General features: G+C 69.4%; 16 protein-coding genes and 2 pseudogenes. 9 read left to right on the top strand and 9 right to left on the bottom strand.

The annotated features are described in order from the left end of the window. Positions 1-171: 171 nt before the first annotated feature. Entirely contained in the window at positions 172-1,182 is a 1,011-nt protein-coding gene (locus tag A9W96_RS20620; protein ID WP_066869263.1) for an ABC transporter ATP-binding protein, read from the bottom strand. 182 nt (positions 1,183-1,364) lie between these two features. Then, complete coding sequence (locus tag A9W96_RS20615) at positions 1,365-2,882, bottom strand: carotenoid oxygenase family protein (protein WP_067142600.1); 1,518 nt, start codon at positions 2,880-2,882, stop codon at positions 1,365-1,367. Between the two features lie 71 nt (positions 2,883-2,953). Between A9W96_RS20615 and A9W96_RS20610 the strand changes: the two genes are divergently transcribed. Next, positions 2,954-3,631: a TetR/AcrR family transcriptional regulator gene (locus A9W96_RS20610; protein WP_067142609.1), complete on the top strand. Its 678-nt coding sequence runs from the start codon at positions 2,954-2,956 to the stop codon at positions 3,629-3,631. A gap of 50 nt (positions 3,632-3,681) precedes the next feature. On the opposite strand, the gene rplL is transcribed toward A9W96_RS20610, so the two are convergent. The 6 genes and pseudogenes from rplL to A9W96_RS20580 all read right to left on the bottom strand — a co-directional run bounded on the left by rplL (position 3,682) and on the right by A9W96_RS20580 (position 11,228). Further along, entirely contained in the window at positions 3,682-4,077 is a 396-nt protein-coding gene (rplL, locus tag A9W96_RS20605) for a 50S ribosomal protein L7/L12 (RefSeq protein ID WP_066869254.1), read from the bottom strand. Positions 4,078-4,121: 44 nt separating this feature from the next. Next, a complete protein-coding gene (rplJ, locus tag A9W96_RS20600; RefSeq protein ID WP_067142597.1) occupies positions 4,122-4,742 on the bottom strand; it encodes a 50S ribosomal protein L10 in 621 nt (206 codons plus the stop codon). A 249-nt stretch (positions 4,743-4,991) separates the two neighbouring features. After that, on the bottom strand, positions 4,992-5,432 hold the full coding sequence (locus A9W96_RS20595; protein ID WP_066869246.1) for a DUF1772 domain-containing protein: 441 nt from the start codon (positions 5,430-5,432) through the stop codon (positions 4,992-4,994). A gap of 32 nt (positions 5,433-5,464) precedes the next feature. After that, positions 5,465-6,382, bottom strand: a complete 918-nt coding sequence (locus A9W96_RS20590; RefSeq protein ID WP_067142594.1) for an ROK family protein — start codon at positions 6,380-6,382, stop codon at positions 5,465-5,467. A gap of 5 nt (positions 6,383-6,387) precedes the next feature. Continuing rightward, positions 6,388-7,048: pseudogene (locus A9W96_RS20585) on the bottom strand (malonyl CoA-ACP transacylase). Between the two features lie 10 nt (positions 7,049-7,058). After that, positions 7,059-11,228 carry an NEW3 domain-containing protein gene (locus tag A9W96_RS20580; RefSeq protein ID WP_067142587.1) on the bottom strand — a complete coding sequence of 1,390 codons (4,170 nt, stop codon included), beginning with the start codon at positions 11,226-11,228 and terminating at the stop codon, positions 7,059-7,061. A gap of 45 nt (positions 11,229-11,273) precedes the next feature. Between A9W96_RS20580 and A9W96_RS20575 the strand changes: the two genes are divergently transcribed. The 8 genes from A9W96_RS20575 (at position 11,274) to A9W96_RS20540 (ending at position 18,817) form a co-directional block, all read left to right on the top strand. After that, positions 11,274-11,795, top strand: a complete 522-nt coding sequence (locus A9W96_RS20575; protein ID WP_066869233.1) for a DinB family protein — start codon at positions 11,274-11,276, stop codon at positions 11,793-11,795. Between the two features lie 22 nt (positions 11,796-11,817). Next, positions 11,818-12,411, top strand: a complete 594-nt coding sequence (locus A9W96_RS20570) for a DinB family protein (RefSeq protein ID WP_067142606.1) — start codon at positions 11,818-11,820, stop codon at positions 12,409-12,411. A gap of 41 nt (positions 12,412-12,452) precedes the next feature. After that, on the top strand, positions 12,453-13,799 hold the full coding sequence (locus tag A9W96_RS20565; RefSeq protein WP_067142584.1) for an AarF/ABC1/UbiB kinase family protein: 1,347 nt from the start codon (positions 12,453-12,455) through the stop codon (positions 13,797-13,799). A gap of 67 nt (positions 13,800-13,866) precedes the next feature. Beyond that, the gene (locus A9W96_RS20560; RefSeq protein WP_369827497.1) at positions 13,867-14,715 is read left to right on the top strand and encodes an alpha/beta fold hydrolase; all 849 of its coding nucleotides are present in this window, start codon (positions 13,867-13,869) and stop codon (positions 14,713-14,715) included. Positions 14,716-14,803: 88 nt separating this feature from the next. Next, positions 14,804-15,664 carry a cyclopropane mycolic acid synthase family methyltransferase gene (locus A9W96_RS20555; protein WP_067142581.1) on the top strand — a complete coding sequence of 287 codons (861 nt, stop codon included), beginning with the start codon at positions 14,804-14,806 and terminating at the stop codon, positions 15,662-15,664. A 234-nt stretch (positions 15,665-15,898) separates the two neighbouring features. Then, positions 15,899-16,795 carry a hydroxymycolate synthase MmaA4 gene (gene mmaA4 / locus A9W96_RS20550; RefSeq protein WP_066869222.1) on the top strand — a complete coding sequence of 299 codons (897 nt, stop codon included), beginning with the start codon at positions 15,899-15,901 and terminating at the stop codon, positions 16,793-16,795. 102 nt (positions 16,796-16,897) lie between these two features. Next, positions 16,898-17,596, top strand: coding sequence for a YciI family protein (locus A9W96_RS20545; protein ID WP_066881193.1), 699 nt, complete (start codon positions 16,898-16,900; stop codon positions 17,594-17,596). Positions 17,597-17,599: 3 nt separating this feature from the next. Next, on the top strand, positions 17,600-18,817 hold the full coding sequence (locus A9W96_RS20540; RefSeq protein WP_067142578.1) for an RNA polymerase sigma factor: 1,218 nt from the start codon (positions 17,600-17,602) through the stop codon (positions 18,815-18,817). 11 nt (positions 18,818-18,828) lie between these two features. Here the strand turns inward: A9W96_RS20540 and A9W96_RS20535 are convergent. Then, positions 18,829-19,025: pseudogene (locus A9W96_RS20535) on the bottom strand (50S ribosomal protein L1); the annotation flags it as partial.

Here is a 19,025-nt window from a genome sequence, read left to right as displayed (position 1 = left end):
AACTTCCCAGCGTTAGCAGTCCAGGGACATCGGCGCTGGCTGGCGATCTCGACTTCCCTTGGGCCATTCCGGTACATGCTGCCCAACAGACTGGCCCGTTTACGGCCCGTCGTCAAGAGGGCGGGCCGGGAGTGTTACGCGGAGTTATCGCGAACCGCCGGACGTCGCTGCCTACTCGCCGACCTCGTGTGCGCGGTACTTGTGGGTGCCTTCCATGTCGTCGATGATCGCGGCTTGGGCCTTCTGCGGCAGCGTGTGCAGGATCTCACGCACCCGCGCCTGGCGGCGGGCGACGGCCTTGCGCTCCGGCATGCCCGGCGAGGCGACGATCTGCGGGGGCACGCCCTCGATCTCCTCGACACCGCCGGCATGCTGGCCGGCGTCCAGGGCGGCCTGCTCTTCGGCCATCGTCGCCTCGTCCTTCTCCTCGGACATGCCGATCGGTCCGATCCGGCGACCGTTGAGGAACTGCCGCACGACGGGCTCGTCGCTGGTCAGCAGCACCTCGCGCGGGCCGAACATGACCAGCTTGCGGCGGAACAGCATGCCCATGTTGTCCGGCACCGTGCGGGCGATGTTGATGTTGTGGGTAACGATCAGCACCGTGGCGTCGATCTGGGCGTTGATGTCGAGGATCAACTGGCTCAGGTAGGCGGTACGGACCGGGTCCAGACCGGAGTCGGGCTCGTCGCAGAGGATGATCTGCGGGTCCATCACCAGGGCGCGGGCCAGGCTGGCGCGCTTGCGCATACCACCGGAGATCTCTCCGGGGAACTTCTTCTCGTCGCCGCCGAGACCGACCAGGGTCAGCTTCTCCATGACGATGTCACGGATCTCGCCTTCCTTCTTCTTGGTGTGCTCGCGCAGCGGGAAAGCCGCGTTGTCGAACAGGTTCATCGATCCGAACAGGGCGCCGTCCTGGAACATCACACCGAACAGCGTGCGGATCTCGTAGAGCTCCTTGGCCGTACATTGCAGGATGTCCGTGCCGTCGATGACGACCGAGCCGCGCTCGGGCCGCAACAAACCGATCAAGGACTTCAGGAACACGGATTTGCCGGTACCCGACGGCCCCAGCAGGACGCTGACCTCCCCGGCGGGGATTTCCAACGTCACGTCTTCCCAAATCCTCGAGGAGCCGAAGGACTTCGTCAGTCCATTCACCTCGATAGCGACGCCCATGGGGAATCCTTCCGTCGACACTCGTGCCCGCCACCTGCCCTTTTGTGTGGCATGAGTCACTGTAGCGCACGGCTGCCACACGGCATCAGGGATGCGGAGCACTGCCGGGAAAAATTGGCCGTCCTGAGATCAGCCGGAAGCCCCGATGGCACAACTTATTTGACGCACGTGTTAGCCAAACGTTAGCCAGTGGGCGCCCAGTTGCCGTGGAAGCCCATCGGCACCCGCTGCGGTAGGTGCACGGTGGCGACCTGCTCGAGCGTCTGCGCGTCCAGCAAGAGCAGTTGGCCCTCGTCGTGCTCGCGGTGATAGCCGAAGCCGATCAGGATGCCGTCATCCTCGGCGCGGGGTGTGGGATTGGGCACAAAGGACATCTCGCCGAGCAAAAGGCCGGCATCCAGGCCGGCGGCCGCGCAAGAACCCGTGGCGTAGTCGTGTTTGTAAAGTGCGGTGGTCATCTCGGCCGCCCCGCCGGACAGGTAACCGCCCTCGGTGCCGATGGTGTAGCCGTACCGGTGCCGCCCACCCAACAGCGACTCGTTGATCCGTGGGAATTCCTGTGGACGATCGTCGCGGCGCTCGCTGGTGACCGCCCCGGTGGCCAGGTTGACGGTCCAGCGGTCCAGCGTCGGCAGGCTGTCGCCGGGACCGCGCAGGTCGCGGTCGAACATCCGCGAGTAGCGCACCACGTCGAGCACCAGAACCTCTGCGCCAGCACGCATCTCGGAGTAGGCGTTGAGCGGGTGGTAGACGTAGCAGGGTTCGATGTCGAACCAGCGGATGCCATCCTTGCCCGCATTGCTCCCGTGGCCCTCCCTCGGCATGACGCCGATGCGCGCTTGGTAGCCGGGGTTCCAGCGGTAGGGCATCCGGTTGATCGGCTCGCGATTGCGGTTGATCACGGTCGTCATCGGGCTGGGCACCCGCACGCGTCCGATGAGCGACTGCAGCAAAAGCCGGGCCGGCAGACTCAGCCAGCGCGGCACGTTGGTCGGCATCACCTGCACGGGGTCGAAGGTCACCGGCAGGTCGTAGATCACCACGTATTTGTCGGTCAGCGAGAAGTCGTGCATCATCGGCGACCCGCCGACCTCGATGTCCACCGTGCGCCGGGCCCGGCCGGCGGTGTCGATGACCGAGTACTGCACGGTGCGCCCGCGGGTGAACGAGTAGGAGACGGCGTGCAATTCGCCGGTCCGCGGATCGGCGTGCGGATGTGCGGTGTAGCCCCCGAACAATGTCCCGTCGAAATCGCAAGGCCCCTCGGTGTCCAACTCGTCGGTCAGGCGGTAGTTCGCCCCGCCCCCCTCGACGAGCGCGAGGGTTTGTCCGGCATGGCTCAGCACGTTGGTGTTGGGCCCGACGGAGAGCATGCCCGCCCGCGGGTCCAATCCGCTGGGCGCCGGCTCGCCGAGTTCGGCGCAGACGTGGGCGGTGCGCACCCACCGGTTGCGATACCAGCGCGCCTCGCCGCCGCGCAGCGCCACCCCGTGCACCATGCCGTCGCCGCTGAACCAGTGGTAGACGGCCGGGTTCACCTCGGCGACCGGGTTGGGCCCGTTGCGCAGGTAGCGCCCGTCGAGGTGGTCGGGGATGTGCCCGGTGACGCGCAGGTCGTGCGCGGTGACCTCGGTGCGCACCGGCGCGAGAAAGTCCTCGAGGTAGGGATTGCCGGGCTTGACGGGTGTCGCAGTCGCCATGGCTGAGCTCCTATAACATTGTTATTTCAGCGTTATTGGCACGGTACGCCGCCGATGAGAAGATGGCAACGATGACTTCAGACGTTCAGCGCAGCGTCCGCGAGGGGATGCTGCACGCGGCGGTCGCCCTGCTCGACGAGGACGGACCCGACGCCCTGCAGACCCGCAAGGTGGCCGGCGCTGCGGGGACCTCCACGATGGCGGTCTACACCCATTTCGGCGGGATGCGCGGGCTCATCGCCGAGGTGGCCGAGGAGGGCCTGCGCCAGTTCGACGCCGCGCTGACGGTGCCGCGCACCGACGACCCGGTCGCGGACCTGTTCGTGATCGGGGCGGCCTACCGCCGCTACGCCATCGAGCGCCCGCACATGTACCGGCTGATGTTCGGCAGCACCAGCGCGCACGGCATCAACGCACCCGCCCACAACGTCCTGACGCTGACGGTCGCCGAGATCGAGCGGGACTACCCGAGCTTCGCGCACGTGGTGCGCGGAGTGCACCGCTGCATGGTGGCCGGCCGGATCGCCGCCGGCGCCGCGACCGACGACGCGTCCGTGGTGGCCACCGCGGCCCAGTTCTGGGCGTTGATCCACGGGTTCGTCATGCTAGAGCTGGCCGGCTATTACGGCGCTGACAGCTCGGCCGTCGTGCCGGTGCTCGGCTCGATGACGTCGAACCTGCTTGTCGCCCTTGGTGATTCACCGGAGCGGGTTACCCGCTCGCTGCACACGGCGATGCAGGGGCGCTGAGCGCACGAAACCCCCGGGATGGCGATCCCGGGGGTTTGGTGCGCAGTGACTTACTTGACGGTGACGGTGGCGCCGGCGGCCTCGAGCTTGGTCTTGGCCTCGTCGGCGGCCTCCTTGGCCACCTTCTCCAGCAGCGGCTTGGGGGCGCCGTCGACCAGGTCCTTGGCCTCCTTGAGGCCCAGGCCGGAGACGATCTCGCGGACCACCTTGATGACGCCGATCTTCTTGTCGCCGGCGGCCTCGAGGATGACGTCGAACTCCGACTGCTCCTCGGCGGCCTCGGCGGGCGCGCCACCGGCGGCGCCACCGCCGGCGGCGGCAACGGCGACCGGGGCGGCCGCGGTGACCTCGAAGGTCTCCTCGAACTTCTTCACGAAGTCGGAGAGCTCGAGCAGGGTCATTTCCTTGAACGCGTCGAGCAGGTCGTCAGTGGACAGCTTTGCCATGGGTGTGGGTCCTTCCTTGTTTTTCCCAGGTTCCGGGGTGGTTGTTATTCGGCTTCGGCCGGGGTTTCCGGCGCCTCAGCGGGTGCTTCCGAAGCGGGTTCCGGGGTGGATACCGCGGCGGGCGCGGGCTCTGCCGGAGCTGCTGGCCCCTCTGCAGCCTTCTTCTCCTGCAGAGCGGCCGCCAGGCGGGCGACCTGCGACGCCGGAGCGTTGAACAGCCCGGCCGCCTTGGCCAGGTTGCCCTTCATCGCGCCGGCCAGCTTGGCCAGCAGCACCTCGCGCGACTCGAGGTCGGCGATGCGCTCGACTTCGGCGACCGTCAGCGCACGGCCGTCCATGTAGCCGCCCTTGATGACCAGCGCCTTGTGTTCCTTGGCGAAGGTCTTGATCGCCTTGGCGGCGTCGACCGGTTCCCCGGTGACGAAGGCGATGGCCGTCGGGCCGGCGAAAAGCTCGTCGAGCCCCTCGACCCCGGCCTCCGAGGCCGCCCGCTTGACCAGCGTGTTCTTGGCCACCGAGTAGGTGGCCGCGCCGCCCAGCGAGCGCCGCAGTTCGGCCAGGTTGGCGACGGTCAGACCGCGGTATTCCGTGATCAGGGTCGCGGTCGATTCCTTGAACTGCTCGGCGATGTCTGCAACGGCGGTGGCCTTGTCAGCCCTGGCCATGCCTACCTCCTGAAGTGAAAGTCAATGCGACGTGTCGTCTCGATCCCCCGCAAGAACGACGAACGCCCCGGCGCAGAAGCGGCCGGGGCGTGAAAATGCGCCGGCGCGAGCCGGCGCTGATGCCTCGTCCTCCTGCGTGGGCCGCCGGGATGCTCCCGGACCTTCAACCGATTGCTCGGTGACCGACGGTCTTCGGTGGATCGGCCAACAGAATAGCGCGACCTGGCGCGGTCAGCCAAAACGGCGGACTCAGGTGACGGCGAGGGCCAGCAGCACGAACACCGCCAGCAGCAGGATCACCCGCACGCGGTGCCGGCGATCCCAGCGGGCGGCGAGCTCACGCGAGAGCTCACCGGTGCTGGGCCACTTCGCGATGCGGTTGTTGATCGGCACCAGCAGGGCGACCGTCGACAACACCACCACGGCCATCAGGCCCGCGGCGACGCCGCAGAGCCAATCGCGTGGGGCGCCGCGCTCCTGGACCGCGAGCGACACCAACAGCAGCAGGACGATGGCGTACCAGAAGGGCATCGTCGTGCCCAGCGCCCGGCCGGCGCCGCCGCGCGCCGCCCGGAAGGCGTCGTCGGGCAGCCGGGCGATCAGCGGGTGGAAGAACACCGCGACCGCCAGCTCCACACCGACCAGCAGCCCGGTGACCACGACCGCGAGGGCGTCGATGCTGTGGTTCATGACAATGACCTTGGCATGAAACCCGCGTGGGGTCAGCCGAGGCCCGCGAGCCGGGCGGCGCCGATCAGACCGGCCGCACCGCCGAGTTCCCCCGGCACCACCCGCAGCCCGGACAAGAAGTCCAGGCCGGCGTATTCGGCGAGCTTCGCGCGCAGCGGGTCGAAGAGCAGCGGCCCGGATCTGGCGACGCCTCCCCCGATCACCACCAGGTCCAGATCGCACACCGCACCGACGGAGGCGATCATCGCGGCAAGCGCGTTGGCTCCGCGCTGAAACGCCCGCTGCGCCAACGGGTCTGATGCCGCGGCGGCGGCCAGGTCGCTCGCGCCGGCGCCGGCCGGCGCGGACCATCCGTTTTCCCGCGCCCAGCGCACCATCCACGGCCCGGACGCGACGGTTTCGACGCAGCCGTGCCCGCCGCAGGTGCAGGGCCGGCCGTCCAGCTCGACCACCACGTGCCCGACGTGACCGGCGTTGCCGGTGCGCCCCGAGTAGGGGACGCCGTCGAACACCAGGCCGCCGCCCACCCCGGTGGAGACCACCATGCCGAGCAGGAATCGGGCGTCGGGCCCCGCCGTTTTGCCCGCTCCAATCCAGTGCTCCCCCAACGCCATACAGACGCCGTCGCCGGCCAGAACCACCGGCAGCCCGGGCACCGCCGCGGCGACCCTGTCGCGCAACGGGAACCGGTCCCAGCTGCCGATGTTGATGGGGCTGACGGATCCGCTGCGCAGATCGATGGGCCCGGCCGACGCGATCCCCACCGCCGTGACGGCGGCGTCCGCCGTCCCCAGGGCGTCGGCGATCGTCGCTTCGACGACGGCCCAGACGTCGTCGGGGGAGGTCGTGACCGGAGTGGGGCGGATGGCGGTGTACGCCAGCTTTCCCCCCGAATCCACCAGTCCCGCAGCAATTTTCGTGCCGCCGATATCCAGCGCGAGGGTGAGCATGGCGCTCAGTGCCGGTGGGTGTTGTCGGGTTGCCGGGGGTCACCGGGATGCTCGTAGCCGGGCGTCAGCTCCACCAACGCGGCGCGCCGCTCGTCCAGCCACAGCCGGAAGGCGCGGCGCCGCGCGGCGCCGCGCAGATGCCCTTCGATCGCCGGGCGCACCTCGTTCAGCGGCGGCGCGGCCAGCGCCGTTGTGCGCCAACCGTGTTCGCCCGATAACGGCGCGGCGAACCGCAGCGGGTTGCGGGCGTGGTAGGCGGCCACCTCGGCGTCGCCCACTTGCACCGCCGCGGTGACATCGGCGAACAGCGCCCGGGCACGCGGGTCGGCCAGCACGGCCGCGGCGACGCTGCCGATCTCCAGCCGGGCGGTCACGTCGGGCAGCAGCTCGGCCTCGGATGGGGCGCCGCTCGCGGTCAGGCCGCGCGCGGCCGCCTCCACGGCGACCACCCGCTCGGTGACGATCAGCTGGGTCAGCCACCGCCGCAGTTGGCGGCCCTCGCTGGTGCCGGTGACCGGCAGGGCGGCCGCATCGCGCCCGGCGCGCAGCCGCGCCTCGGCGGCGTCGAGCACGCCCGACGGTACGGGCAGGCCAGCCACGGTCGCGATCGGATGCTCGCCCGACGACGATGCACGCCGCAAGTCGGCGTGCGGAGGAGTCGGGCAGTTCAGCTCTGTCATGTCACCGTCACCGTCACCTTCACCGCCGGCGAGTAGACCAGCCGGCCGGCGCAACCGACCCGCACCAGCGCCCACCACTGGCCGGGGGCCAGCCAGGCCGGCGGGGTCAGCTGGAAGATTAAGTCGACGGCGCCGCGGGCGGGCAGCACCGCGCCGAGCGCGGCGGGACCCATCCACTCCCAGGTGCCCCACGGGCTGATCAGATGGGCCTCCAGCGCCAGGTCGGCCCCGGCGTGGCTGCCGACCGTGACCGTCAGGTCGCCCGCGTCGCCGGGTGCGAGCGTGACCTCGGCGGGGCCGCCGCCCAGGAAGATCAGGTCGCCGGGCTCGCCCACCGTCACCACGCACACGTCCTCGACGGGCTGTCGCCAGGAGGCCGGGACGCCTTCGCCGGCGACGCGCAGTTCGGCGCGCACCGGGTAGCGCCCGGGTGGGGTGCCAGCCGGGACCCTCAGCGCCACGTCGGTGTGCAGGTGATCGCCGGCGCCCAGGGTGAAGGGCAGGTGGGCGGGCGTGGCCGTCCACCCGTCCGGACACCTGAGGGTGACGGCGCCGGGAAGGGTGGCGTCGGTGCTGTCGCTGGCCGCGGTGAGCCGCAGCGTCACCTCGTCGCCGGGTTGGGCGGTCAGCTGCACCGGGTGCAAATGGGCGACCGCCGGCAGCCCGCCGAGGGGCGCGGGGCCGCGATTGTGCAGCCAATACCGCGCGTACAGCGGCTGCGCGGCCTCGGCGTGCGGGGCCGGCGCGGCGGCGCCGGTCGCCGCCCGGGACGCGTCGAACCGGGCCAGCACGGTCGCCACCTCATAGCCGTGCAGCTCGACCGACGATACGGGTTCGGCGCGCGATTCCAGCAGGTCGGCGCGGTGCAGGCCGGTCAGCGTCGCGACGTCGGACTCGAGAACGACGGGCGTGCCCGCGCCGGTGGTCTCCACCAGGCGCAGGGCGACCGCGTTCGGGTCCAGCGGCGCCGCGCTGCCCGCGGTCAGCGGATTGCCGGCCACCTTGAGGGCGGCCAGCTGTACCGATTCGGCGGGCTCGACCCGCAGCAGCGACCCGGCCGGCGGGAGCGCGCCCCCGCGGCGGTCCGGCGTGACGGCGAGCAGCGGCTGGGAGAACTGCGCACTGTGGGTGGCGATCCGGGCGCGCCGCCAGTCACCCGCCGCGCTGACCAACGCGTAGTCGAAGTGGTGCGTCCAGTGCTGCAGTTGGAAGTTGGAGCCGTCCGGCGCGGTGCGGCGCGGGTCGTCGATCCAGATGCCCGACGGCCAGCCGGTGCAGGACCGCATCAGCGCGGTGTGCAGGGTGCCCTCGGTGTCGACGGCGAAGCTCGGCACCCCGCGGTTGAGCAGGGCGACGGTGCGGTCCTCGAAAGCGCCCGTTTCTGCCGGCGCCTGCTGAGCGACGGCGATCTCGGCGTCACCGAGGTCGTCGACCACCGCGGCGATCGCGGCCCGTAGCTGGTCGTCGTCGCGGCCGTCGATGATCAGCACCGGCAACGCCCGCGGCGGACGCAGGTCGGCGTCGGGCACCCACACCGCGTCCAGCGGCGTCTCGGCGGGCACCCACACGAGGGCCCGGCCGGTCGTCGCCAACTGGCGGTCCAGCTCCTCGGCGTGCGCCGGGGCCTCGGCCAACACGGCCGCGGCGAAGGCGTTGCGACCGGGCCCGCCCAGCGCGATGCGCGCGTCGGGCAGGTTGGAATCGACTGCGAGGTTGCCGTAGCGCGGCTTGTCGGCGCCGCTGCAGGTGGCCGTGACGCCGGCGCGGACCAGCGCGACCATCAACTCCCGGGCCAGCGGCCCGGACAGCGTCTCCGTCGGCGACACCACCTCGGCGACCGACAGCGCCCGCACGTCGGCGCCCGAGATTCGGACCCGGGCCGCCGAGGACAGGCCGAACCAGCCGTACGCCGGGTTGTCCAGGGTCCACAGGTGCTGGGCGGTGTCCACGGCGCCCGATCCGTCGTGCAGCAGGGCGAAACCGCGGCCGATGACGGCGTCGCCCACCTCGCTGACCGGCATGGCGCCCGGCACCGGGCACGGCCAGCGCAGCCGCACCAACTGGTCGGCGCCGGTGAACTCGTCGATCGTGGTGCGGCAGTCCACCCGCGCGACCCCGCGCCACAACGTCAGGGTTTGGGTGTAGCGCAGCAGCGACCCGATCCGGCCCCGCACCACCAGCCGCTGACCCAGCGGCCCGTGCCAGGCCCGCACGTCTGCGGGCCCTTCCGACGAGCACACCATCGGCCCCTTGGGCAGCAGATGCCACGGGCCCTCGCCCTGGCTCGGGTGCGCCGGGTATTCCTCGTAGACGGCGAGCTCGTTGCCCACCCGCCCGGCTGCCATCAGCTCGCGCCCGTCCTGGATCAGCGAGGCGACGCCCCCGCCGCGCACCGGGTCGACCTCGATCCGGTAGTGCTCGTTGCGGATCGCCGTTCCCGGCACCGGTTCCCAGCCGGCCGGTTCGCCGCCTTCACCGGGGACCAGCCGGTAGGCCCGCCAACCCAGCGGCGGCACCTCGCCGGCCAACCAGCTGACCGACCGCCCGCCGTGCTCGACGTGCGCCGCCAGCTCGGCACCGTCGGCGTCGAGCACCCGGACCCCGGCGCCGACCGGCCGGTCGAGGTGGGGGGTGACGACGTCGGTGCGCGGACAGCTCAGCGGATTCCACACGATCACGTCGCCCCCGCCCACGGCGCCGGACAGCAGGGCCAGCGAGCTGTCGCGGGCCGCGCGGCCCAGCTCCCAGGCGTCGCGCCACCCGGTCAGCAGGTCCAGGTACACCTGGTCGGATTCCGACCCGGTGATGGCGTCGTGGTGCGCGCCGTAGACCAGCTGCACCCACGCCTTGGCCAGCGCGGCCTGCGGGTAAGGGGCGCCGGTCAGCAGCCCGGCGAAGGCCGAGAAACGCTCGGCCGCCAGGACGGCGTTCTCGGCGGCCCGGTTGGCCTGCTTGGTGTCGATGTAGGACACGTCCTTGCCGGTGTAGATCGGGTTCATGTCCCGGGTTTGCGGCGACGGCACGCAGTCGCGCCGCACCAGCTCGGCGCGCACCGCCGCGAAGAACTCGCTGGGCAGCGCGCACACGAACCGCGGCCACGTGTAGCGGGCGGCCCAGTCGCGGTGGATCTCGGTGACCCACTTGTTGGGCGGGGTGTAGTCGGTGCCGACCGGCAGCAACACGTTGCGGGTCAACGCGACCTTCTTGAGCTGGTCGAAGAGCTCGCACGTGGCCTCCTCGGCCTCGCCCAGCGACGCCGCGGAGTCCATCCACCACCCCGCCGAATAGTGCGCCGGCATGTAGTGGGTAAGCAGCCCGCGGCCCGACGGCGAGATCCATTCGAACTCGCTGGCGAACTGCATGCGCTCCACGTCGCCGTCGCCCAGCGCGGGACCCCACTGGTGGTGCGGTCCCCTGGCCCACGAACTCGACGTCAACCCGGCATCGGCGGCCATGCCCGGGAACTGCGGGTCGTGGCCGAACACGTCCAGCTGCCAGGCGGTCGCCGGGTCAGCCCCGACGACGTGGCGCTGAAAACCCATGCCGTGCACCAGGTTGCGAATCGTCGTTTCCGGGCTGGTGAGGTTGGTGTTGGGTTCGTTGTAGGTGCCGCCCATCACCTCGACGCGGCCCTGGTCGATGAACCGGCGCAGGTCGGCCCGGTCTTCGGGGCGGGTGTCCCAGTACGGCTTGAGGTAGTCGACCTCGGCCAGCACGAACTTGTAGTCGGGGTCGCGGCGGGCCATCTCCAGATGCGCGTGCACCAGGTCGAACCCGTTGCGCTGGCGGGCCCGCCCCGGCGGGTCTTCGGTCCACTCGCTGGTGTAGGCGCCCTGGGTGTTCCACCACACCGGGTCGTAGTGGAAGTGGCTGACCATGAACATCGTCCAGCCGGGCTCGGCCACGGTGAACTCGAACGGCAGCCGCTGGCCGCCGACGTGCGCCCGCGCCGGCCGGCGTTGCCCGACGACGGGACGGTGAACGGTGACGGGGACCTCGACGACCTCGTCGCTGAGATCGGCGACCGCTTCGCCCGTCAGCCCGTCCCCGTCGATGCGGACCGACGTCGGCCCGCTCACCCCCGCGAGGGTGACCCGCACCAGCTGCAGCGGGGTGTCCGGCGGTCCGACGAACAGTTCGGTCGAGGCCACCGAAGTCACCTGCATGCCCGCACCTTACGGCGACGCGGGGTTGCTGGAAAGCTGACCGTCATGGCGGATTTGACCACCCAACTGGCCGATCAACTCGACTGGCACTGGCACAACCAATTGCGCCCGCGCCTGGACGGTCTGACCGACGACGAGTACTTCTGGCAGCCCGTGCCCGACTGCTGGACCGTGCATCCGGACGGGTCGATCGATTTCGCGTTCCCGGCGCCCAGCCCGGCACCGTTCACCACGATCGCGTGGCGCATGGCGCACGTCATCGTCGGCGTATTCGCGATGCGTGCCCATCACCATTTCGGCGGACCGCCGGCCGACTACCAGAGTTGGGACTATGCGACCGAGGCCGCCACCGCGCTGCGGCAGCTCGACGAGACGTACGCGAGGTGGATCACCGGCGTGCGCTCGCTGTCCGCCGCCGACCTGACCCGCCGCTGCGGCGCGGCCGAAGGGCCATACGCCGACTACCCGCTGACCGAGCTGGTTTTGCACATCAATCGAGAAGCGATCCATCACGGCGCCGAAATTGCTTGCCTGCGCGACCTTTACGTCCACAACAGGAAGGATTGACATGCCCGCCCTCGCCCCGCCGGTGGCCGACGAACGCAGCGCCCTGCGCGAATTCCTCGCCTATCACCAGAGCGCGTATTTCGCCGTCAGCCACGGCCTCACCGACGATCAGGCCCGCTCTACGCCCTCGGTCAGCGCGCTGTCGATCGGCGGGCTGGTCAAGCACGCCACCGGCATGCAGCGCACCTGGATGGCGCGGGTGGCCGCCGCGCCCGGCGCGCCGCCGAAAGACCCCCGTCCGTTCGAGCAGATCAGCAGGGAGTTCGCCGATCAGCACGTGATGCGGCCCGACGAGACGCTGGCCGGGCTGCTGGACGCGTTCAGGGCCCAGAACGCGACGACGCTGCGGCTGGTTGAGTCGGCGGACCTGGACGCCGCGGTGCCCGTCCCGCGGGACATCCCGTGGTTTCCCAAGGACCAGCGGGCCTGGTCGGTGCGCTGGGTGGTCCTGCACGTGATCAACGAGCTGGCCCGGCATGCCGGGCACGCCGACATCATCCGGGAGACGATCGACGGCGCCACCATGTACGAGCTGATCGCCGCGCGGGAGGGCTGGGCGATCGAGGGCTGGGTGCAGCCCTGGAAACCCGGCGATAGCGGTGAGCGCCCGGGTTAGAGGATTGGGACTCATCCGCGCCCATTTGGCACACTGCACTGATGAGCTCTACCAAACACCGAGAGGGGGCCAAGCTCGACCGGGTGCCGTTGCCGGTCGAAGCGGCCCGGGTCGCCGTGACAGGTTGGCAGGTCACCCGCACCGCCACTCGCATCATCACCAAGCTGCCGGGTCGCGGCCCGTGGCAGCAGAAGGTGATCAAGCAGCTCCCGCAGACCTTCGCCGACCTGGGGCCGACGTACGTCAAATTCGGACAGATCATCGCGTCCAGTCCCGGGGCGTTCGGCGAATCGCTGTCCCGCGAGTTCCGCGGCCTGCTCGACCGGGTACCGCCCGCCGACTCCGAGGAAGTGCACAAGCTTTTCGTCGAGGATCTCGGCGGCGACCCGTCCGAGTTGTTCGCCAAATGGGACGAGACGCCGTTCGCGTCGGCGTCGATCGCGCAGGTGCACTACGCCACCCTGCACACCGGCGAGGAGGTCGTCGTCAAGATCCAGCGCCCCGGCATCCGGCGCCGGGTCGCGGCCGACCTGCAGATCCTCAAGCGTTTTGCCCAGGCCGTCGAACTGGCCAAGCTGGGCCGCCGGCTCTCGGCGCAAGACGTGGTCGCCGACTTCTCCGACAACCTGGCCGAGGAGCTGAACTTCCGGCTGGAGGCGCAGTCGATGGAGGCGTGGGTGGCGCACCTGCACACCTCCCCGCTCGGCAAGAACATCCGGGTGCCGCAGGTGTTCTGGGACTTCACCAGCGACCGGGTGCTGACGATGGAGCGGGTGCACGGGATCCGCATCGACGACGTCGCCGCCATCCGCAAGGCCGGGTTCGACGGCACCGAGCTGGTGAAGGCGCTGCTGTTCTCACTGTTCGAGGGCGGGCTGCGGCACGGGTTGTTCCACGGCGACCTGCACGCGGGGAACCTCTACGTCGACGACCAGGGTCGCATCGTCTTCTTCGACTTCGGGATCATGGGCCGCATCGATCCCCGCACCCGCTGGTTGCTGCGCGAGCTGGTGTACGCGCTGCTGGTCAAGAAGGACCACGCAGCGGCGGGCAAGATCGTGGTGCTGATGGGCGCCGTCGGCACCATGAAGCCGGAGGCCGAGGCCGCCAAGGATTTGGAGAAGTTCGCCACCCCGCTGACCATGCAGACCCTGGGCGACATGTCCTACGCGGACATCGGCCGGCAGCTGTCGACGCTGGCCGACGCCTACGACGTCAAGCTCCCCCGCGAGCTGGTGCTGATCGGCAAGCAATTCCTCTACGTCGAGCGGTACATGAAGCTGCTGGCGCCCAAGTGGCAGATGATGTCGGATCCGCAACTGACCGGCTATTTCGCGAACTTCATGGTCGAAGTCAGCCGCGAGCACTCCTCCGACATCGAGGTATAGGAGCTTTCTGGTGCAGGTCCGCACGGGGCATGCCATTTCCGGCGATCTGAAGCTGTATTACGAGGACATGGGCGACATCGACGACCCGCCCGTCCTGCTCATCATGGGCCTGGGCGCCCAGCTGCTGCTGTGGCGGATCGCGTTCTGCGAGAAGCTGGTCGGCCACGGTCTGCGGGTCATCCGGTACGACAACCGCGACGTCGGCCTGTCCAGCAAGACCCAACACCGCAGCTCGGGTCAGCCGCTGGTGATCAAGTTGGTGCGGTCCTGGCTGGGTCTGCCCAGCCGGTCGGCCTACCGGCTCGAGGACATGGCCGACGACGCCGCCGCCGTGCTGGACCAGCTGGGGATCGACCGCGCCCACATCGTCGGGGCGTCGATGGGCGGCATGATCGCGCAGATCTTCGCCGCGCGATTCCGGGAGCGGACCAAGTCCCTCGCGATCATCTTTTCCAGCAACAACTCGGCGCTGCTGCCGCCGCCGGCCCCGCGTGCGTTGCTGGCGCTGCTCAAGGGCCCGCCGCCCGACTCGCCGCGCGAGGTGATCATCGACAACGCGGTGCGCGTCGGCAACATCATCGGCAGCCCGCGCTACCGCGTGCCCGAAGAGCAGGCCCGCGCCGAGGCCGCCGAGGGCTACGACCGCAACTACTACCCGCAGGGCGTCGCGAGGCATTTCGGGGCGGTGCTGGGCAGCGGCAGCCTGCGTCGCTACAACCGGCAGACCACCGCCCCCACGGTGGTGATCCACGGCCGGGCGGACAAGCTGATGCGGCCGTTCGGTGGCCGCGCCGTGGCGCGGGCGATCGATGGCGCCCGATTGGTGACATTCGACGGCATGGGCCATGATCTTCCACAGCAGTTGTGGGATCAGGTGATCGACGTGTTGACGAAAAACTTCGACAGGGCCGGTTAGCCAAAATCATTCGGTAGAAACGCATCCCCGCGATTTTCAGTCCATGTCGCAGGGCTGTACGGTTGGCACAGAAGGGTGGGTGTCTCAATTGGCCAAGCTGAAGCCGTATTACGAAGAGTCGCAGGCAACCTACGACATTTCAGACGACTTTTTCGCGCTGTTCCTGGACCCGAACATGGTGTACACCTGCGCCTACTTCAAGAACGACGACATGACGCTGGAAGAGGCGCAGCTAGCGAAGATCGATCTGGCCCTGGACAAGATGAATCTCGAGCCGGGAATGACGGTGCTCGACGTCGGGTGCGGCTGGGGCGGTGCCGTGGTCCGTGCGCTGGAGAAATACGACGTCAATGTCATTGGCATCACGCTGAGCCGGAACCACTACGCGCGCACCAAGGCGCGGCTGGCGGCGATCCCGACAACCCGGCGGGCCGAGGCCCGGCTGCAGGGGTGGGAAGAGTTCGACGAGCAGGTCGACCGGATCGTCAGCTTCGAGGCCTTCGACGCGTTCAAAAAGGAACGTTGGCCCGCGTTCTGGGATTGGGCATATAAGACCCTTCCGGAGGGCAGCCGGATGCTGATGCACAGCATTTTCACGCATCCGCAGTCGCACTGGAAGGAGGTCGGCATCAAAATCACGATGTCCGACCTGCGTTTTCTGCATTTTCTCGGCAAGGAGATTTTCCCGGGCGGGCAGATGTGCGGCGAACCCGATATCGTCGACCTTTCCCAGCAGGCAGGTTTCTCGCTCGAACACACCCAATACCTGCGGCCGCATTACGCGCGCACGCTGGACATGTGGGCGGCCAATCTCGAGGCGAATCGCGACCGCGCCATCGCCATCCAGTCCGAAGAGGTCTACGACCGCTTCATGCGCTATCTGACCGGCTGCGCGGAGCTTTTCCGCAAGGGCATCTCCAACGTCGCCCAGTACACCCTCACCAAGTAGCGGCCGGCCCCGGCCAGCACGACCGGCCGCCAACGTCTTAGGTTTGGCTGGGTGGACGTCAACCAGTTCACCCTGGAAAAGTAGACATCGTAACCGCGGTCGGCTCCGCGACGCGCACTTGCACCCTTGCCGAAGCACGCCACGACGTTGGGTATCGTTGCTGGTCAAACTTGACCCCTCGGATGGGTGCGCGGGTCGTAGGAAGTGGATCTCATCCAGGAGAACAGGACGAAAATGGCTGAGCAACCGACTAGCCCGACGAAGACGCGCACGCGTTCGGAGGACATCCAGGCGCATTACGACGTCTCCGACGACTTCTTCGGCCTGTTCCAGGATCCGTCCCGGATCTACAGCTGCGCGTACTTCGAGCGCGACGACATGAGCCTGGAAGAGGCCCAGTACGCCAAGATCGACCTGAACCTGGACAAGCTGGACCTCAAGCCGGGCATGACCCTGCTGGACATCGGCTGCGGGTGGGGCACCACCATGAAGCGCGCCGTCGAGCGGTTCGACGTCAACGTCATCGGCCTGACGCTGTCGAAGAACCAGCACGCCCGCGCCGAGGCGCTGCTCGGTTCGGTCGACAGCGACCGCTCGCGGGAGGTCCGCCTGCAGAACTGGGAGGACTTCAACGAGCCCGTCGACCGCATCGTGTCCATCGAGGCCTTCGAGCACTTCGGCCACGAGAACTACGACGACTTCTTCAAGCGGACGTTCGACATCATGCCCGACGACGGCCGGATGACCGTCCAGAGCAGCGTCAGTTACCACCCCAGCGACCTGCACGCCCGTGGCAAGAAGCTGACGTTCGAGACGGCGCGGTTCATCAAGTTCATCGTCACCGAGATCTTCCCGGGCGGCCGGCTGCCGTCCACCCAGATGATGGTCGATCATGGCGAGAAGGCCGGATTTGTTGTGCCCGAACCGCTTTCGCTGCGGCCGCACTACATCAAGACGCTGCACATCTGGGGCGACACACTGGAGTCGAACCGGGACAAGGCCATCGAGGTCACCTCCGAAGAGGTGTACAACCGCTACATCAAGTACCTGCGCGGCTGCGAGCACTACTTCGCCGACGAGATGCTCGACGTCAGCCTGGTCACCTACCTCAAGCCGGGTGCCTCCAACTAGTCCGGCCTGACATCTGCGCGCCTGTCGGATTGGCGCTGCGCGGTTCGTCGAGTAGGTAGAGAGTGGAGCACAGGGCTTCGCTCACTACCGGAGGTGACGACCATGCAGTACTTCGCCTTGTTGATCAGCAAGGAGCAGGACCGTGCGCCCGACGATGCCGCCACCGCGATGGCGGCCTTCGAGAGCTTTCACCAAAAAGCCGGCTCGGCCATCAAAGCCGGTGACGCGCTGGCCCCGGCCGCCGCCGCGGTGGTGGTCACCGGCGGTCCGGACGCCCCGGTGGTCACCGACGGCCCCTTCGCGGAGACCGCCGAGGTGGCCTGCGGCTACTACGTCTTCGAAGCGGAAAACCTGGACGAGGCGCTTGCGCTGGCCCGCGACGTCCCGGTGGCCGCATTCGGGGCGGTCGAGCTGTGGCCGGTGGTCCACTCGATCGAGCCGTCGCGCAAGCTGACCGGCAACGACTGGCTCGCGCTGCTGTTGGAGCCGGCCGAATCGGCACACACCCCGGGCACGCCGGAGTGGGAGGCGACGGCCGCCAAGCACGCGGACCTGCACGCCGCCGCCGGCGATCACGTGATCGGCGGTGCGGCCCTGCACGACCGGTCCACGGCGACGACGGTTCGGGTGCGCGACGGCGAGGTCCTCATCACCGACGGGCCCTACGTCGAGGGCGCCGAGATCGCCACCGGCATCTATCTGCTCAGCGCCACCGATCGCGACGAGGCCGTCAAGATCGCCTCGATGATTCCCGCCTCGACCGTGCAACTGCGCCAGCTGGCGGGCGTCTCCGGCCTGTAGCCGATGGCCGACCTGGACGGCGTCTTCCGCCGGGAATGGGGACCGGCCGTGGCCGCGCTCGCGCGGTGGTCGGGTGACCTCACCGTCGCCGAGGACGCCGTCCAGGAGGCCTGCGCCGAAGCGTTGCGCACCTGGCCGCGCGACGGGGTGCCCGCCAACCCCGGTGGATGGCTGGTGACCGTCGGCCGTAACCGCGCCCGGGACCGGCTGCGCCGCGAATCCGCGCGTCCCGGAAAGGAATTGGCGGCGGTGGTCGACGATATTCGGACTCACACCGATCACACCGAACCGCATCCGGTTCGCGACGACGAGCTGCGGATGATGTTCACCTGCGCCCACCCGGCGCTGGACCGACAGTCGCAATTGGCGCTGACGCTGCGGCTGGTGTCGGGTTTGACCGTCGGCGAGATCGCCCGCGCGCTGCTGCAGACCGAGACGGCGATCGGGCAGCGGATCACGCGCGCCAAGAACAAGATTCGGCACGCCAACATCCCGCTGCGGGTGCCGCCCCCCGAGTTGCTGCCCGAGCGCACACCGCACGTGTTCGGTTGCGTCTATTCGGTTTTCACCGAGGGCTATTGGTCGACCGCGGGCCCCTCGGCCGTCCGCGACGACCTGTGCGACGAAGGGATCCGGCTGGGCGGGGAGTTGTGCGTGCTGCTGCCCGACGAGCCGGAGGCGCACGCCTTGTCCGCGCTGATGCTGCTGCACGATTCGCGGCGCGCCACCCGGGTGGACGAGGCCGGCATGCTGGTGCCGCTCGAGGACCAGGACCGGCGCCGGTGGGACCGGGGCCGCATCGCGCGCGGTCTCGAGCGGTTGCGTCACGCCGAGGGCTCGACGGGCCCCTATCTGCCCCAGGCGGTGATCGCGGCGCTGCACGCCACGGCGCCGTCCTGGGAGCAGACCGACTGGGTCACCATCTGCGTCGCCTACGACCGGCTCCTCGCGCTGACCAACTCGCCGGTGGTGGCCGCCAACCGGGCGCTGGCCCTCGGATTCCGCGACGGCCCCGACGCCGGCCTGGCCGCCCTGGACGAGGTGGCACACGACCCGCGGCTAACCCGCACCAATCTGAGCGCGACCGTGCGCGCCGACCTGCTGCGGCGCGCCGGCAGGCCCGCCGACGCGCTGCCCTGGTATCGAGCCGCGTTGGAGTCCAACGGATCCGACCCGGGCCGCGAGTTTCTGCGGCGGCGCATCATCGAGTGCGGCGGATAACCCGCCCGGGCTCAGGACTCCGCGAAGTTGCGGGTGACGGCGGGGTCCACCGGGATACCCGGGCCGGTCGTCGTCGAGACCACGATCTTCTTCAGGTAGCGGCCCTTGGACGCGGACGGCTTGAGCCGCAGCACCTCGTCCAGCGCGGCGCCGTAGTTCTCGGCCAGCGCCTTCTCGTCGAACGAGGCCTTGCCGATGACGAAGTGCA

It is taken from the genome of Mycobacterium sp. 1245852.3 (genome assembly GCF_001669335.1).
In the GTDB taxonomy this organism is placed as follows: Bacteria; Actinomycetota; Actinomycetes; order Mycobacteriales; family Mycobacteriaceae; genus Mycobacterium; species Mycobacterium europaeum_A.
This window is presented reverse-complemented; position numbering and strand designations above follow the sequence as displayed.

Coding starts and splice junctions, on each gene's coding strand:
- A9W96_RS20620 (WP_066869263.1), bottom strand. CDS start 1,182: ATGGGCGTCGCTATCGAGGTGAATGGACTGACGAAGTCCTTCGGCTCC.
- A9W96_RS20615 (WP_067142600.1), bottom strand. CDS start 2,882: ATGGCGACTGCGACACCCGTCAAGCCCGGCAATCCCTACCTCGAGGAC.
- A9W96_RS20610 (WP_067142609.1), top strand. CDS start 2,954: ATGACTTCAGACGTTCAGCGCAGCGTCCGCGAGGGGATGCTGCACGCG.
- rplL (WP_066869254.1), bottom strand. CDS start 4,077: ATGGCAAAGCTGTCCACTGACGACCTGCTCGACGCGTTCAAGGAAATG.
- rplJ (WP_067142597.1), bottom strand. CDS start 4,742: ATGGCCAGGGCTGACAAGGCCACCGCCGTTGCAGACATCGCCGAGCAG.
- A9W96_RS20595 (WP_066869246.1), bottom strand. CDS start 5,432: ATGAACCACAGCATCGACGCCCTCGCGGTCGTGGTCACCGGGCTGCTG.
- A9W96_RS20590 (WP_067142594.1), bottom strand. CDS start 6,382: ATGCTCACCCTCGCGCTGGATATCGGCGGCACGAAAATTGCTGCGGGA.
- A9W96_RS20580 (WP_067142587.1), bottom strand. CDS start 11,228: ATGCAGGTGACTTCGGTGGCCTCGACCGAACTGTTCGTCGGACCGCCG.
- A9W96_RS20575 (WP_066869233.1), top strand. CDS start 11,274: ATGGCGGATTTGACCACCCAACTGGCCGATCAACTCGACTGGCACTGG.
- A9W96_RS20565 (WP_067142584.1), top strand. CDS start 12,453: ATGAGCTCTACCAAACACCGAGAGGGGGCCAAGCTCGACCGGGTGCCG.
- A9W96_RS20560 (WP_369827497.1), top strand. CDS start 13,867: ATGGGCGACATCGACGACCCGCCCGTCCTGCTCATCATGGGCCTGGGC.
- mmaA4 (WP_066869222.1), top strand. CDS start 15,899: ATGGCTGAGCAACCGACTAGCCCGACGAAGACGCGCACGCGTTCGGAG.
- A9W96_RS20545 (WP_066881193.1), top strand. CDS start 16,898: ATGCAGTACTTCGCCTTGTTGATCAGCAAGGAGCAGGACCGTGCGCCC.
- A9W96_RS20540 (WP_067142578.1), top strand. CDS start 17,600: ATGGCCGACCTGGACGGCGTCTTCCGCCGGGAATGGGGACCGGCCGTG.